This is a genomic window from Proteus sp. G2300 (assembly GCF_009915965.1).
In the GTDB taxonomy this organism is placed as follows: domain Bacteria; phylum Pseudomonadota; class Gammaproteobacteria; order Enterobacterales; family Enterobacteriaceae; genus Proteus; species Proteus vulgaris.
The window spans coordinates 309,730-324,110 of record NZ_JAABNK010000005.1 but is presented as its reverse complement, the minus strand read 5'-3'; the positions used below and the strand labels follow the sequence as shown (position 1 = coordinate 324,110).

The window sequence follows — 14,381 nt, the reverse complement described above, 5'->3', positions numbered from 1 at the left end:
TCGATTGGGTTAACGGGGAAAGCAAACGATTGTACCAGAACTTCCCTCATCATGCGATGATCTGATTTAATGAAAATAAAGGCACAAAATATTAATCTTGTGCTCTTTATCAATTTATCTTACTGATATTAATAATTTTTATAGTGATAGATTATTTACTCACGGTAAATCCTGCCATCATCCCCGTATCTTCATGTTCTAATAAATGGCAGTGTGCCATAAATGGGTGCTGTTTTGTCGCTAAATGGTCAAACTTTACAAGAATTTCGCTAAGTTGTCCTTCAACTTTCACAATATCTTTCCAACCTTGGCGATGCTTCTCTGGTGCTCTACCATTTTCAGATAAAATACGAAATTGTGTACCATGAACATGGAATGGATGTAGCATCATGTCACCACGACCAGAAACAACCCAACGCTCATAAACGCCTTGTTTCACATCAAATGCAGGTTCAGTCATTGAGAATGGAATACCATTGATACTATTGGCATTATAGATATCTAAATCACCATTTCCATGACCGCAATTCATCCCACCGCCCATCATGCCACTGCCGTTACCTTGTCGCATATGACTCATCCCATGATGAATGCCCGCTAATGCTTTATCACCATAACGTTCTGTTAATAGCATCATACCTTGCATATCTAAACGCATATCCATACGTAAATGTAATGTCCGCGTTGAAAGATTGCTGAGTGTTGGTAATGCTGGAATAAGTGCTAATTGCTCAGGTAATAAGCCTTGCCCTTTTTCTGCTGATGGTAATAAACGCAACACAGGGAGTACATTGTCAAATGGCGCTAAAACCATCCCCATTTGGCGTACGGGTAAAGTAACAATATCAAAATCACGCCCATCAGACGTATCCACTAAAACTTCAAAGCGCTCACCCATTAAAATCGGCAATTCAGTCACTTTGACAGGTTCCGCTAACAACCCTCCATCGCTAGCAATAACATACATTGGTCTACCATCACTTGTGGCAAGGTTTAAACTTCGCGCATTACAACCATTTAAGAAGCGTAATCTGATCCAGCCTTTTGGCACAATATGTTGTGGTTGAATTGCACCGTTAGTTAACATCATATCGCCAAACCAACCAATTGCAGCACTCATAACATCGAGTTGATAATCGATTTGTCCATCACTGTCTAAACGCTTGTCTTGTAAAATAACGGGCAAATCATCAACACCCCAGCGATTTGGCAATTTACGGCTTGCGGTTTCATCATCTTCAATAATGACCAATCCGCCTAATCCCATAGCGACTTGTTGTCCCGTAACGCCATGAGTATGAGGGTGGAACCAGCACGTAGATTCTGCTTGATTTGGTGTAAAAGTGACTGTACGAGATTTCCCAGGTGCAATCATTGCTTGTGGGCCACCGTCTTCTTCACCGCTAATTTCAAGACCATGCCAATGAACCGTTGTCGTTTCTGGCAATTTATTATTGATATTAATAGTGACTGGTTGGCCTCGTTTAAGTTTCAGAGCGGGACCTAATAAACTGCCGTTATAACCCCATGTGGTTGTGCTTGCATTGGGAATAAATTGGGAAACACCTTGTTGAATATTAAGAACAATCTTTTGTTGAGCATCAGGCGTAATTTGAGGTGGAATAGCCAATGAAGGCGTGTTACTTTGGGCGAACGCAAAACGACTCCAGCTCGGCAATAATGTTACAGCACTCAATGTTGCGCCTAATTTTAAAAATTCACGACGTTGCATAATATATTCCTTTGAATAAAAACAAGTTATTCTGTCTTTATTGAGATAAGACGAATAAAAAAGCCTTGTAACCTATTACCGATGCTAAAGTTTCCCCTTACTGGAAGGTCAATTTAAAACCCAACAAAATAGCGGGTCTTTGCAAAACTTTTAACTACATTAAGCCAAATAACAAAACTAGCTAAATCATCACATAAAGGAACAGCACACCTAATGAAAAAAATGTTCGCCTTGTTCTGCACGTTAACGCTTTCTTTTTTTATGCTCGTTTCTTCAAGTGCAAAAGCATTAACCTATACACAAGCAGAAGACTTGGCAGATTTAACCGCCATCTACCTTTTTTTAAATAAAGATTGTGGTTATGAGCAAATATCAAAATCTAAAATTGAAAGAGCCTTAATGGTCTTTTCTCGTTCGCAACAATGGGATGTCAGTAATTATTCAATATTACCGATGAGCCAATTAAATGAAGATAGTTACAATGATTTAAAAGGTATTGAAGTGCCACACAATAAGAAATGTCAGTTACTCGCAAATAAGTCATTAAGTTTATTAAATTATTAACACACCTGATGAGTTACAGCGAGATTAATAGGACAAGATAACCTCTTAAAATAGTCTGCTTATTTAATAAAAACACTATCACGCAACTAAATAGAGGTTATCAAAAAAGCTGATTTGCTTTCCTACTCTTTATTCTTCTTTGTGCTAGCTATCTTTCTTCTGTCTATATTCATTCCAATACAGAGCGATAGAAGGAATACTTTGAATAATCAGCATTCTAAAAATATGATTCGACATCACAAAAGCAGCATCTACATTCATCGTTATTGCAGCAAAGGTCATGGCTTCCATACTTCCCGGCGCCCATGCTAATACTAATGTTGCCCAAGGCACTCCCGTTAAATAGGCAGCCCCATACGCTACAATCACCGTTAAAATCACATTAATAATAACAACTTGTACAGAAGAAAAGGCATTTTTAATCAGTGATGACAAAGGGAAAACAACAAAATGTGCCCCGATATTCATACCAATTAAAACCATGCTCAATTCATTAAGTAACATAGGAAAAGCAATAGGTTCGCTGACAAACGATTGAACTAATATCGCACTGCCTAATGAAGTCAACATAAAAGGAGCTGGAAATCGGATTTTCTGCAATAAAAGCCCCGCACCTAGCCCTAAAGCCACAATCAATAATAACCACAACAATGAAATCAACGTCATTTCGGGTATAGCAAACTCAGGCATATTGGCTTTATCTGCTCCAACAATAAAACCCGCCATAATAATCAGCACCATTAAACGGATGGTATGAGAAATAACGATTTTTTGAGGAGGTGTTTTCGTATGATCAGTTAATGCTAGAATAGCAACCATCGCGCCGGGCACAGCACCAAGCATTGACTCTTCTTTCGTCCAACCAATATGACGATAGAACCAAAAATAACTAACAAAAAACTGAATAGCTAAACAAACAACAAGAGTGAGTAATAAAATCATTAAATTATCAGCACTACCTAAATGAACTTGGTTAAACATTAAACCAACCGAGGTTCCTAAAGTAAGCTGAATAAAGGTTAATGTATGCTTAGGAACCGCAAGCTCCCATTTAAAGCGATAAGCGATAATAACGACAATAATTGGCCCAAACATCAGTGCCATGGGTAAACCTGAAAGGGTAAGAACACCGCCTATTAATGCACAAAATAGAATACCAGGCAGAGTTTTTAAAAACGACATGTTGTGTTATCCAGTTTTTTAATTATTGTTTTATCCTAGCATTTATATAAATATTTAATAACCAAATAGTGATAATGTAATTATTATTTTTATTAATATTAAGAGCCAATTATGTCGTTAAAAATTACCACAAATCCAACACCGAATGAGATCAATGAAATTTATGAAGGATTGCTAACCCACAATCTTCATTATATTCAGATGGAGCAATACACTCCACTTGCTGTTTTTAAAGAAGAGAACGGTAAAAAAATAGGTGGGATCACGGGGGATATTTTAGGAAATTGGCTACGGATCCGCTATTTATGGGTAGATAAAGCCTATCGTGGACAAAACATAGGTACAGAATTACTGCAAACAATGGAAAACACAGCAAAAGAGAAAGGCGCCAAATATGCTGAGGTCGATACCTTTAGCTTTCAAGCCCTGCCTTTTTACCAAAAGCAGGGATTTGAGATATTTGGCACGTTAGAAAATTATCCGATTAGTGATAAAAAATATTATTTAAGGAAATATTTTTGATTATCACTGGTTTTTTATCATTACCTTCAATAAGCTCCTTAATATCTGAAAGTACATTATCAATCGACCTATTGATAGCATTGTATCTTTCTTTTGATTTACTTTTTGAAAGCTCGCTGTTTGTTTTTGAATCACTATTTGATACTACTTTATTATTTGATGCTACTTTATTATTAATACGAATACGCCTTCCCAACGTTGGTATATATTCATCTATTTAATCTTATTATTAGTTAATACAGTGTTTTTTTTCCCTTTTACCTCAGAAAAATCATCCGTTAGTTTAGATTCTGATTCTTTAACTAGTTTATCAAATAATTCTATAGCAACATTCAGCATTTCTTTTCTTAAAACGATTTTAGACGTATTTATTTTATTAAAAACACGACTCAATAATGTTTTTATTTCAGATTTTGTTGAATCACTACCACGAGATGGCGTTATTATATTGATAATATTCTCAAATGCATCAGAAATATCCTCTGTTGAACGCTGAATTTCAGGATAAAAGTTATTGATGTTACCTAATCCAGAAGCGTAATCAGGTTTAATTGACACTAGTTGTTGTTGAATAGAATAAATAGTCTTTGAAAAAATCTCCATATTTTCTACTGAGACCAATAATTTTTTTTCTTCTACTATTGGTGATTCAAGAGTTTCCGTAATAACATCACTCAAAACAGAAAGTTTATCCAACATATTTTTGATAGCATCATTGAATTGACTATAATTAGATATATCCCTATTCTTTAATTCAGTGCTGAATTCTTTCAAAATGGAATCTAAGCCTTCAATCTCAAAAAAAACCTCTCCATCATGAGATTTTTCATTAGAATAAACAGCATTATTGTTATAACTATCTACATCTTGAATATCAGTATTTGTACCCTCACTTTGAGTTATTTTTTCATTTTCATTTTCAGTATTTTTACCTACACTTTGAGTTATTTTTTCATTTTCATTTTCAGTATTTGTACCTACACTTTGAGTTATTTTTTCATTTTCAGTATTTGTACCTACACTTTGAGTTGTTATTTTTCTTTCACTCCCATAAAACTCATTCATGTACTCTTTAATCCAAGTATTCTTAGTATTAAAATAAGAAATATTCACTCCAGAGTCATGATATTCTTCATTAAGTATTGTATGCATTATATCATGTAATTTATCAGAGATATTTTGATCAAAAAGATTATTCAATATATCTGGGTGACTCTCTGAGATGGAAACTAAGAAATTAATTTTAGAAAGAAATTTCTCTTTCTCATTATTGGAGGAAAAATTAGCTAAAATGCTCTTATTTTCTTTTAAAAAAAAGGTTTCATAATGATAAGTGTCTATTACTTCACTATATATTTTTTTAACATCACTTTCTTTTACTCTTGAAATTCTTTCTTCAAAGATATTTTTAAATACATCAGCAAGTTGCTCATCACTAGGATTTCCAGATTGTTGGCAAAAAGACTCTGCTCTTTTTAACTCATTTAAGTAGTTAAAAAAACTATATCTATCGTTGAAGGATACATTCTCATTTTCTATTAAAGATAAAAAATGATCTACTTTTCTTTCCTCTATTATTAATTTATTTTTTAAATCAATAGCGCTTTCTAAATTTTTTTCTAATTCTATTCTATTACTTTTTAAAAAATTTTTTATTATTTTTCCTATTTTTTCATCATTATCTATTTTACTTTTAAAACTCTCATTGTTATTTATTAATTCCTTTAATTTTTCAGGATCATTTAAAATCAATTCCAACTCTTTTTCGTTATGTATAAATTCATTAAATATATCATTATTAAGTAATGTTAACTTTAAATTTTCTCTATTTATTATCAATGAATCCAATTCATTGCCTTTATTTTTTAACTCCTTTGAATTTTCATTTTGAAGTTCAAAACATTCATTAAATCTGCTATTTAGAATATTCATTTCATCTGTATATCTAACAATATTTCCTTTTCTATTTTCTATTCCCATTCTCCCGCTTTGACTCATCATTAATAGCGTAGAAAATTTTCTCATTGCATTAAATACTTTCTTGACAAAGTTAAACTTTGTCGTTGTGTTAGATATATTTTTTATATTTTTCGTAATAGTTAATTTATCGTTATCAAAAACAACACGACTAGTTGAAAACGAAATTCTTGCATCAAAACTCTTCAATCCATTTACATTCATAATTTTCACCTAAATACTTAATTAAACTATTTATCACTCATTTTATTCTTCTCCTTTTTTTATGTTTATAAAAATCACACAATAGTAATCAGTTAACCACTTTTAATAAAAATACGACATATTATAAAACTAAAAAAATATAAATAAAAAAAGATATCAATAAATGATATCTTTTTTTAAAAAAATTTATTTATTCTTTATTAATGACTAATCATTATACTTAAAAAATACTACTCTTTTAAATCGTTATACACGGTCGCTCTTGAAACACCAAGGTATTGTGCGGTAATTTCCATTGCCTTACGCAGTGAAAGATAACCTTCATCCTGTAAACACAGTAGCAATTCGCGTCGTTGATGCGGTTTTAATGCTCTTGGAGTGACCGAATAAGTCGCAGAAAACTCATCAATACGTTTTTTCAGCGAATCTTCAGTCACTGAACTAAAGGTTTCAATAATGTCATTACCTTCTTCAAGGGTCGCAAATTGGTTAAGTACCATTTGTAATCCTTTGATCATTGAAATATCAATATTTAAACATAACGCTGCGACATAATTGCCTTGCTTATCTTTAATACCGATAGAAGTACTTTTTGCTGTTCTACCATCAGGGAACTGATTGGGATAATTAGCCACTATTTGAGGGAAATCTGACGATTCAATACGCGCCATTCCCAGCTCAGTTGCTCTGTCCCCAACTTTTCTACCTGATAGGTTATTTTCAATGACCATAATGGTATTTTCACTATCGGTTAGATCATGAAGTACAACTTCACAAAAAGGCGATAATGTTTTACCAATGCCTTGTGCAATAAATTGTAGTTGTTCTACCAGCCACTCTTGGTCTTCTGTTTTGTGTGACATAACGATCCCTGCAATAGCTAAAACGTAAATGATTTATACAATTTTAACCGATTTATTCAAATAATTAATCGTTATCTGCGGGATAATCAGATTTTGCCTGATTTAGGATAGCTTTTGCCATCCATTGAGTCATATCAATAACCTGTTGATCATCCATTTTCCAGATATCTTTCATTACTAAAAAGACTTCAGAACCATAAATCAAAGAGAATGATTTAATCACTTTATCCCACATTTCTTGAGGATAATGTGCTTTTAAAGGCTCAATTACTTTGAGTAGGATCTCTTTACGATGACCGCGAATAAATCGTTTTTCTGCGTATTCACTCGATTGTCTCTCTTTTGCCCATTGCTGTAATGAAACTTGTAATGCACCACGCAGTGCACCTTCATGTTTAAACATTTGTGGGTAGGCAAGATCGAGCAATTTAGTAATACGCTGTTGCGTATTATCTTCAGGAGTTGGCGTCCATGCAATGATCGGTGCTAAACTTGCATCAACTGTAGCACTAATTAAATCACTTTGTGTGGGAAAATAACGATATGCGGTTGCTCTCGAAACACCTGCATGTGCCGCTAATTCCGACACTGTCGGTAACATCCCTTGCTCGAAAAGCCCCAACGCTGTTGTCACCAATAATTGATGGGTCCTTTTTCGTGTACCGGACATTGCATCCGTTTCATCACTGTAACTCATAAAAAATCCTTCGTTATTTCTACTTTTTTATATGTCTGACTTATATATGCCTAGCTTACCTTAAGCTAAATACTCACAAAACTTGACGTTTACTTTAGGTGATTAATCACACCTTATCGACCTTTAGCGTACAAAAAATAAAAATTATGAGACAGGTGTCTCAAAATGGTGCTATGATAAATGAAACTCAAGTCTCATTATGATTATAATCTATTCGTCGATAATCATAAAAGGTATGGGAAGGCTTATGAAACAGTATGCTGGTTCTATTTATATTGCCACAACGCTTGATACTAAAAGTGCTGAGATTTTTTATGTCAGTGATTTAATTAAAAAAGCAGGCCTTCCTGTTAAAACAGTTGATTTGACAACAAAACCCACGGCATTAGCAAGAGAAGCTGATGTCACAGCAGCTGAAGTTGCACGCTTTCACCCCAATGGCCCAGAAGTTGTTTTCTGTGGCGACAGAGGGAAAGCAATAGAAGCAATGTCAATCGCATTTGAACACTATTTAACTCACCAAGATGATGTCTTAGCCATTCTTGGGCTAGGCGGATCAGGGGGAACGGCACTGATTACACCAGCAATGCAATCTTTGCCAATTGGTGTACCTAAATTGATGGTATCGACGATGGCGTCTGGCGATATTTCAGGCTATATCGGCGCAAGTGATATCTCAATGATGTACTCCGTTACGGATGTATCCGGCTTAAATCGCATTTCTCGCAAGGTATTAAGAAATGCAGCGAATCAAATCGCTGGTGCTGTTTATTTTTACCAAGAAGAACATGTTGTTGATAAGCCTGCGGTAGCACTAACGATGTTTGGTGTCACCACGCCTTGTGTACAACAACTCACAAAAAAACTTGAAAATAATTATGACTGCCTTGTTTTTCATGCAACAGGAAGTGGCGGTAAAGCCATGGAAAAACTGGCAGACAGTCACCTACTTCATAGTGTGTTAGATCTTACCACAACCGAAGTATGTGATTACTTGTTTGATGGTGTACTTGCTTGTGATGAAGATCGTTTTGGTGCAATCGCCCGTACTAAAACCCCTTATATCGGTTCTTGCGGTGCATTAGATATGGTGAATTTTGGTCGCCCTTCTAGTGTTCCTGAGAAGTATAAAGGGCGTCAATTTTATCATCATAATGCACAAGTCACCTTAATGCGCACAACACCAGAGGAAAACCGTCAATTGGGTATTTGGATCGCTGAAAAAATGAATCAGTGTGAAGGTCCATTACGGTTTGTATTACCACAGGGCGGTTTTTCTGCTCTGGATATTGAAGGGGGTCCTTTTTGGGATCCAAAAGCAAATCAAGCGTTTTTTGATGCATTTCTAACAACATTTAAAGAGACAGAGACTCGTCAATTAGTCATCAGTCCTTATCACATAAACTCAGCTGAGTTTACTCAGCAAATTTATGATTTACACCAGGAACTTATTTGTTAACCACGGAGAAAGAAGAATGACTCATTCACGTGAAACATTACTAAAAAAATTCAACGAAATGATCGCGCGCCATGAACCAATTATTGGTGGTGGTGCAGGCACCGGCCTTTCTGCTAAATGTGAAGAAGCCGGTGGTATAGACCTTATTGTTATTTATAACTCAGGTCGTTACCGTATGGCAGGCCGAGGATCTTTAGCAGGTTTATTAGCTTATGGTAACGCTAATGAAATCGTGATGGATATGGCAAAAGAAGTCTTACCTGTTGTTAAACATACCCCAGTACTTGCAGGAGTAAATGGCACCGATCCATTCTGTAACTTTGATAAGTTTTTAGATGATGTCAAAGCGACAGGATTTGCCGGTGTACAAAATTTCCCAACTGTTGGCTTAATTGACGGTAATTTCCGTGCGAATTTAGAAGAAACGGGTATGGGATATGGGCTTGAAGTGGAGATGATCCGTCTAGCTCACGAAAAAGATCTACTAACCACACCTTATGTCTTTAGTCGTGAAGACGCCATTGCAATGACTGAGGCTGGCGCAGATATTATTGTGCCACATATGGGATTAACTACTGGCGGTAACATTGGTGCAGAAACCGCGCTGACATTAGTGGACTGTGTTCCTTTAATTAATGACTGGGCAAAAGCCGCTAAAGCTGTGCGTTCTGATGTCATTGTGCTTTGTCATGGTGGTCCAATTGCAACGCCAGAAGATGCACAATATATCTTAGATAATTGCCCTGATTGTCACGGCTTCTATGGTGCAAGTTCAATGGAACGTTTACCAACAGAAGTGGCATTAACCGCAACGACCAAAGAATTTAAAAGTATTAAACGCTAATTCAAAATCATCAAGTTTGCCTAAGCGTTAACCTATATTGCCCACATTATGTGGGCAATATTTTATACAGAAAGTACTAATGAAAATTAGACCAATTTTGCAACTAATGTATTTAAATCACCCGCTAAGAAATCAACAGGTGGGATCTCAATAACCGTATATGCACCCGCGCGTTGCTTCATACTAGCTCTTGCCGCTGAGACCATAAATTGAGACGTCAATGCAGGATTGTTAATACGCATTGAATATTCAAATAATTGATTATGCGTTTTACCCGAAACACCTTTATGAGTCATATGAACACCATGCCCAACATCTTTTAAGCTATCGACACAATCGACTTGCTTAACATGGGTTTCATCAGAAGAGAAATAGCTATCAGCTTTAATCGATTGCTCTACTTGATTAAAATTTGCCCCAGCTTCTAACTCCACGTAAACCATACGACGATGGACACCAGTCCCTAATGGAATAGTCATTGAAAGCGCATCTTTTACACCATCAATAGCTTTGGCTGCTACGCTATGCCCCATGCTCATACCAGGGCCAAAGTTTGTATAAGTGATCCCTTTTGGCGCCATGGCTAACATTAAAGTTCGAATGATGGAATCAGAACCCGGATCCCATCCCGCAGAAATAACAGCTACGCGATCATGTTTTTTCGCGACTTCATCTAGTTCTGTTTTCAATGACACGATTTCACTGTGAACATCAAAACTATCTACTGTATTAATGCCTAAACTTAAAATAGATTTAGCTAACTCTTTAATTGCACGTGTCGGTGAACACAAGAGCGCAACATCAACATTACCTAATGTTTTGATATCGTTAGTCACGGTAATATTTTGCAGTTCTTCTGGAATATTATTAATATCACGACGAACAACACCTATTAATTCAAAATCTTGAGCCGCTTGAACAGCCTCTAATGCAAATCGACCAATATTGCCATAACCTACAATCGCTACTTTTATTTTAGTATTCATTAATTCCCCTGACTTTAACGTTAATCATCTCTTAATGATAATAGTGATTAGTTATCAATGAATAAACCATATAAATATCTTTTTTGCCAGATAAACATTATTTGCGCTATTACCTTATAAATAAACCTTGTAGAATCTTCTACCTTCCTACGCGTTATATTAATAAATCGATTTCACTCTGTTTTTAAGAAGGTTTTCAATGCATCAATCTGATGTAGCGGATCGCTCGCTTTTCTCTCTTAGTTGGCCGATATTTATAGATATATTCCTACATCTAGCCACACTATTAATTAATACTTACATGGTAAGCCACGTTTCCACTGCTTACTTAGCAGCTATGGGCGTCGGTAACCAAGTTTTTGACCTTTTTATCACCATCTTTAGCTTTATTAGTGTGGGATGTAGCGTTGTTATTGCACAATATTTAGGTGCAGGTAAAAGAGAAAAAGCCAGCCAAGCCATCCATATTTCTATCGCTTTTAACTCTTTGCTAGGTATTAGTAGCGCTTTGATCATTCTTTTCTTTGGCTACAATATTCTACATCTTATGAATACGCCTGAGCATTTAGTGCAAGATGGCTACAATTACCTACATATTATTGGTATTTGCCTTATTCCTGAGGCAATCTCGATTATTCTTGCAGCTTGTCTGAGAGTTTATGGCAAATCTAAAGCAGCCATGTATGTCACATTGATAGCCAATATTGTTACCGTGATTGGTAATATGATTGTACTTTACGGCTTCTTTGGTTTACCACAATACGGATTAGTGGGCGTTGCTTGGTCTACCGTTGTCGGTCGTATTATTGCCGTTATTTTACTGTGTGGATTACTGTTCTACGGTTTACGTATTAAATTCGAAGCCAAACAACTCGTCGTGTGGTCTAAAAATATGTTAGGGAAGATCCTACATATTGGTTTACCCGCCGCGGGAGAAAACTTGGTTTGGATTTTACATTATATGACTGCATCTGCCTTTATTGGTTTAATGGGTGAAGTTCCTCTTGCAGCACAAACGCTTTATTTCCAATTATCACTATTTTTAATGCTTTTTGGTATTGCGATTAGTATTGGTAATGAAATATTAGTGGGTCACTTAGTTGGTGCAAAACGCTTTGATGATGCCTTTAATCGTGGTTGGAAAAGTTTAAAAACCGGTGTGATATTCACGATTGGGGTTGTTATTATTTATTGGTTTATGCGTGATCCTATTTTGTATTCCATTACTGAAGATCAACGCATTATCAACCAATTAATTCCTCTGTTTATTTTATCGGTCTTTTTAGAACCAGGTCGTACATTTAATATCGTGATGGTTAATGCCTTACGTGCGGCCGGCGATGCTAAATTCCCCCTTATAACCGCAATTTGCTTTATGTGGGGAGTCGCTATTCCTGTGGGTTATTTCCTTGGTATTAAGATGGAAATGGGCTTAATAGGTATCTGGATTGGTTTTCTTTGTGATGAGTGGTTACGAGGCTTAACTAACGCATGGCGTTGGCATTCTCGTAGATGGCAAGCCAAGCGCTTAGATATATAACTATTAAATTCCCCCGATATTTTTTTATCGGGGGAATTTGATAAATAATCTTATTATCTTTTAATTTTAGGCTTTTCAAAAGGATAATAGAATTTAATTCTCTTTTTAAATTATCATCTAATTTTATTTTTATTTAACTTATTAAAACTTTCTATAAATAGTAAAATAAATTTACTAATTAAAAAATTCTTCTATTTCATATAACTCTTCATACCTATCACTTAAAAAAACAACTCATTTAATGAAATTTTATCTAAAATTATAATTAGATGATCTTTAAAAATTCCTTTTAATTTTTTATTCTTAGAAACAGCTTCAGACAAAGCATCTATTTACTCTAATTTTTCACTTAAATAACAATCATTATCTATTTCTTCATAAATATTTTCTTCAACAATGTCTTTCTTTAAACTATCAACGGGTAAATTTAATGACTCTATAGTTTTCAATTTATTAATATCATCATTTTTATTTTTTAGATCACTAAATATTAATTCTACTTCTTTCTCAATTAACTCAACAAAAAAATTATTTTTTATTATTAATGAATAAACTTTTCTAAAAAAGATAACTATATGAATCATTATTATAAGTATTTGTAACGTTATCTACACTCTTATTCATTTTCATATAAATGGGTTCATCATCTATTAGATTTTTTTATCGGAAGAGCTAGCATTAGAAATCTGAATTTTTGAATTTCTTATTTAGAAAAATTTTCTAGGTTTAATGCTAAGAGCATCACTTGATGATTGATTTAATATATTTGAAGAACTTCCTTGTAATTTAACATCTGTTATTTTCGTATAATACATCATGATCATCCTATGAATTTAACATAGGCAATATTCTATATTATATTTTCTTTCCATCTACCATTTATCCACCATCTATATAACCAATACTATTCAAAAATAAATACATCAAACTAATTCTTATAAAGAATGCTCTCAACAGCATTGTTGATATCATCGCGTAAAAAATATTTATAACTATCAATATTGCCAAATTTAGATTTTATTCTATAATCTGAATTTAATATAGTATCTATTATTGACTCTAAAAATTCATTTTTTATTTCTTTCAATGAAATTGTATTACCAGAAAATAAAATCCATTTAGAGTGAAAATGTAATTCATTATTGAAATTTATAATTATTTCTTTATCTAACGTAGATATTTCTTCTAAAGAAGAGATAATATTACTAATTACACTCTCTTTTATTTTATCACTTTTTACTTTTCTTTTAGCTTCAGATAAATGCTCATCTACAAAATCATTAACTTCTATTCTATTAAGCTCATTATTATTTTTTAATAGTATAATTTTACTTTTTCTTCGATGGATTTTATTTTCAATGTTAGAAATATTTTTATTCAACCCCAGATAATTTATATTTTTATTTAAAATAGGTTTTATAAAACTAACAATCGTATTATAGCAAACCAATATTACGCTATTTAAACTAATTTTAAAATTATCGCCTTTATTTTCAATATTTTGTATCGCTGAAAATGTGCTTCTAACTACATTATTTATATACATATATCCTCCTATTCGTTTTAAGAGAATTAAATCGTACATTATAATTATTTTCTATCAATAAGTTACGTTATTTTATTCATTATTTTCGATTAAATTCCATCAAAAGATAAATAAATTACAACCATTAAAGAAATCAATACATTAAAATAAATAATGATTAATTTTATATTTTTAACATTTTTTATGCGAAGAGCCTTTTTCATGATTAAGATCACAGAAATACAGTCCTATAAGTTAAATAAAATAACCTCACCTACAAAAAACA

13 protein-coding genes are annotated in these 14,381 nt (G+C 33.8%); 5 read left to right on the top strand and 8 right to left on the bottom strand.

From position 1 onward, the window contains the following. Positions 1-151 precede the first annotated feature (151 nt). Positions 152-1,732, bottom strand: a complete 1,581-nt coding sequence (gene cueO / locus GWI97_RS03710; protein ID WP_036932824.1) for a multicopper oxidase CueO — start codon at positions 1,730-1,732, stop codon at positions 152-154. Positions 1,733-1,945: 213 nt separating this feature from the next. Here cueO and GWI97_RS03705 point away from each other — a divergent pair, with 213 nt between their 5' ends. Beyond that, positions 1,946-2,296: a YacC family pilotin-like protein gene (locus tag GWI97_RS03705; RefSeq protein WP_036932826.1), complete on the top strand. Its 351-nt coding sequence runs from the start codon at positions 1,946-1,948 to the stop codon at positions 2,294-2,296. A 144-nt stretch (positions 2,297-2,440) separates the two neighbouring features. On the opposite strand, the gene GWI97_RS03700 is transcribed toward GWI97_RS03705, so the two are convergent. Beyond that, complete coding sequence (locus GWI97_RS03700; protein ID WP_161751842.1) at positions 2,441-3,478, bottom strand: AbrB family transcriptional regulator; 1,038 nt, start codon at positions 3,476-3,478, stop codon at positions 2,441-2,443. 111 nt (positions 3,479-3,589) lie between these two features. On the opposite strand from GWI97_RS03700, the gene GWI97_RS03695 reads away from it, so the two are divergent. Then, the gene (locus GWI97_RS03695) at positions 3,590-4,000 is read left to right on the top strand and encodes a GNAT family N-acetyltransferase (RefSeq protein WP_036932828.1); all 411 of its coding nucleotides are present in this window, start codon (positions 3,590-3,592) and stop codon (positions 3,998-4,000) included. Between the two features lie 213 nt (positions 4,001-4,213). On the opposite strand, the gene GWI97_RS03690 is transcribed toward GWI97_RS03695, so the two are convergent. The 3 genes from GWI97_RS03690 to GWI97_RS03680 all read right to left on the bottom strand — a co-directional run bounded on the left by GWI97_RS03690 (position 4,214) and on the right by GWI97_RS03680 (position 7,741). Further along, entirely contained in the window at positions 4,214-6,181 is a 1,968-nt protein-coding gene (locus GWI97_RS03690) for a hypothetical protein (RefSeq protein ID WP_161710025.1), read from the bottom strand. A gap of 230 nt (positions 6,182-6,411) precedes the next feature. Continuing rightward, the gene (locus GWI97_RS03685; RefSeq protein WP_006535016.1) at positions 6,412-7,044 is read right to left on the bottom strand and encodes a helix-turn-helix transcriptional regulator; all 633 of its coding nucleotides are present in this window, start codon (positions 7,042-7,044) and stop codon (positions 6,412-6,414) included. 64 nt (positions 7,045-7,108) lie between these two features. Continuing rightward, positions 7,109-7,741, bottom strand: coding sequence for a TetR/AcrR family transcriptional regulator (locus GWI97_RS03680; protein ID WP_036932832.1), 633 nt, complete (start codon positions 7,739-7,741; stop codon positions 7,109-7,111). Positions 7,742-7,988: 247 nt separating this feature from the next. Between GWI97_RS03680 and GWI97_RS03675 the strand changes: the two genes are divergently transcribed. After that, on the top strand, positions 7,989-9,200 hold the full coding sequence (locus tag GWI97_RS03675; protein WP_161751841.1) for a Tm-1-like ATP-binding domain-containing protein: 1,212 nt from the start codon (positions 7,989-7,991) through the stop codon (positions 9,198-9,200). Between the two features lie 16 nt (positions 9,201-9,216). Beyond that, positions 9,217-10,044 (top strand): phosphoenolpyruvate hydrolase family protein, encoded by an 828-nt coding sequence (locus GWI97_RS03670; protein WP_103005044.1) that lies wholly within the window; start codon positions 9,217-9,219, stop codon positions 10,042-10,044. Positions 10,045-10,130: 86 nt separating this feature from the next. On the opposite strand, the gene GWI97_RS03665 is transcribed toward GWI97_RS03670, so the two are convergent. Then, the gene (locus tag GWI97_RS03665) at positions 10,131-11,030 is read right to left on the bottom strand and encodes a diaminopimelate dehydrogenase (protein ID WP_123821927.1); all 900 of its coding nucleotides are present in this window, start codon (positions 11,028-11,030) and stop codon (positions 10,131-10,133) included. Between the two features lie 199 nt (positions 11,031-11,229). Here GWI97_RS03665 and GWI97_RS03660 point away from each other — a divergent pair, with 199 nt between their 5' ends. After that, positions 11,230-12,570: an MATE family efflux transporter gene (locus tag GWI97_RS03660; protein ID WP_036932837.1), complete on the top strand. Its 1,341-nt coding sequence runs from the start codon at positions 11,230-11,232 to the stop codon at positions 12,568-12,570. A 332-nt stretch (positions 12,571-12,902) separates the two neighbouring features. Here the strand turns inward: GWI97_RS03660 and GWI97_RS03655 are convergent, their stop codons facing one another. Together GWI97_RS03655 and GWI97_RS03650 are read right to left on the bottom strand one after the other, a co-directional pair. After that, positions 12,903-13,154, bottom strand: a complete 252-nt coding sequence (locus tag GWI97_RS03655; RefSeq protein ID WP_036932838.1) for a hypothetical protein — start codon at positions 13,152-13,154, stop codon at positions 12,903-12,905. 344 nt (positions 13,155-13,498) lie between these two features. Beyond that, positions 13,499-14,116, bottom strand: coding sequence for a hypothetical protein (locus tag GWI97_RS03650; protein ID WP_036932840.1), 618 nt, complete (start codon positions 14,114-14,116; stop codon positions 13,499-13,501). Positions 14,117-14,381 lie beyond the last annotated feature (265 nt).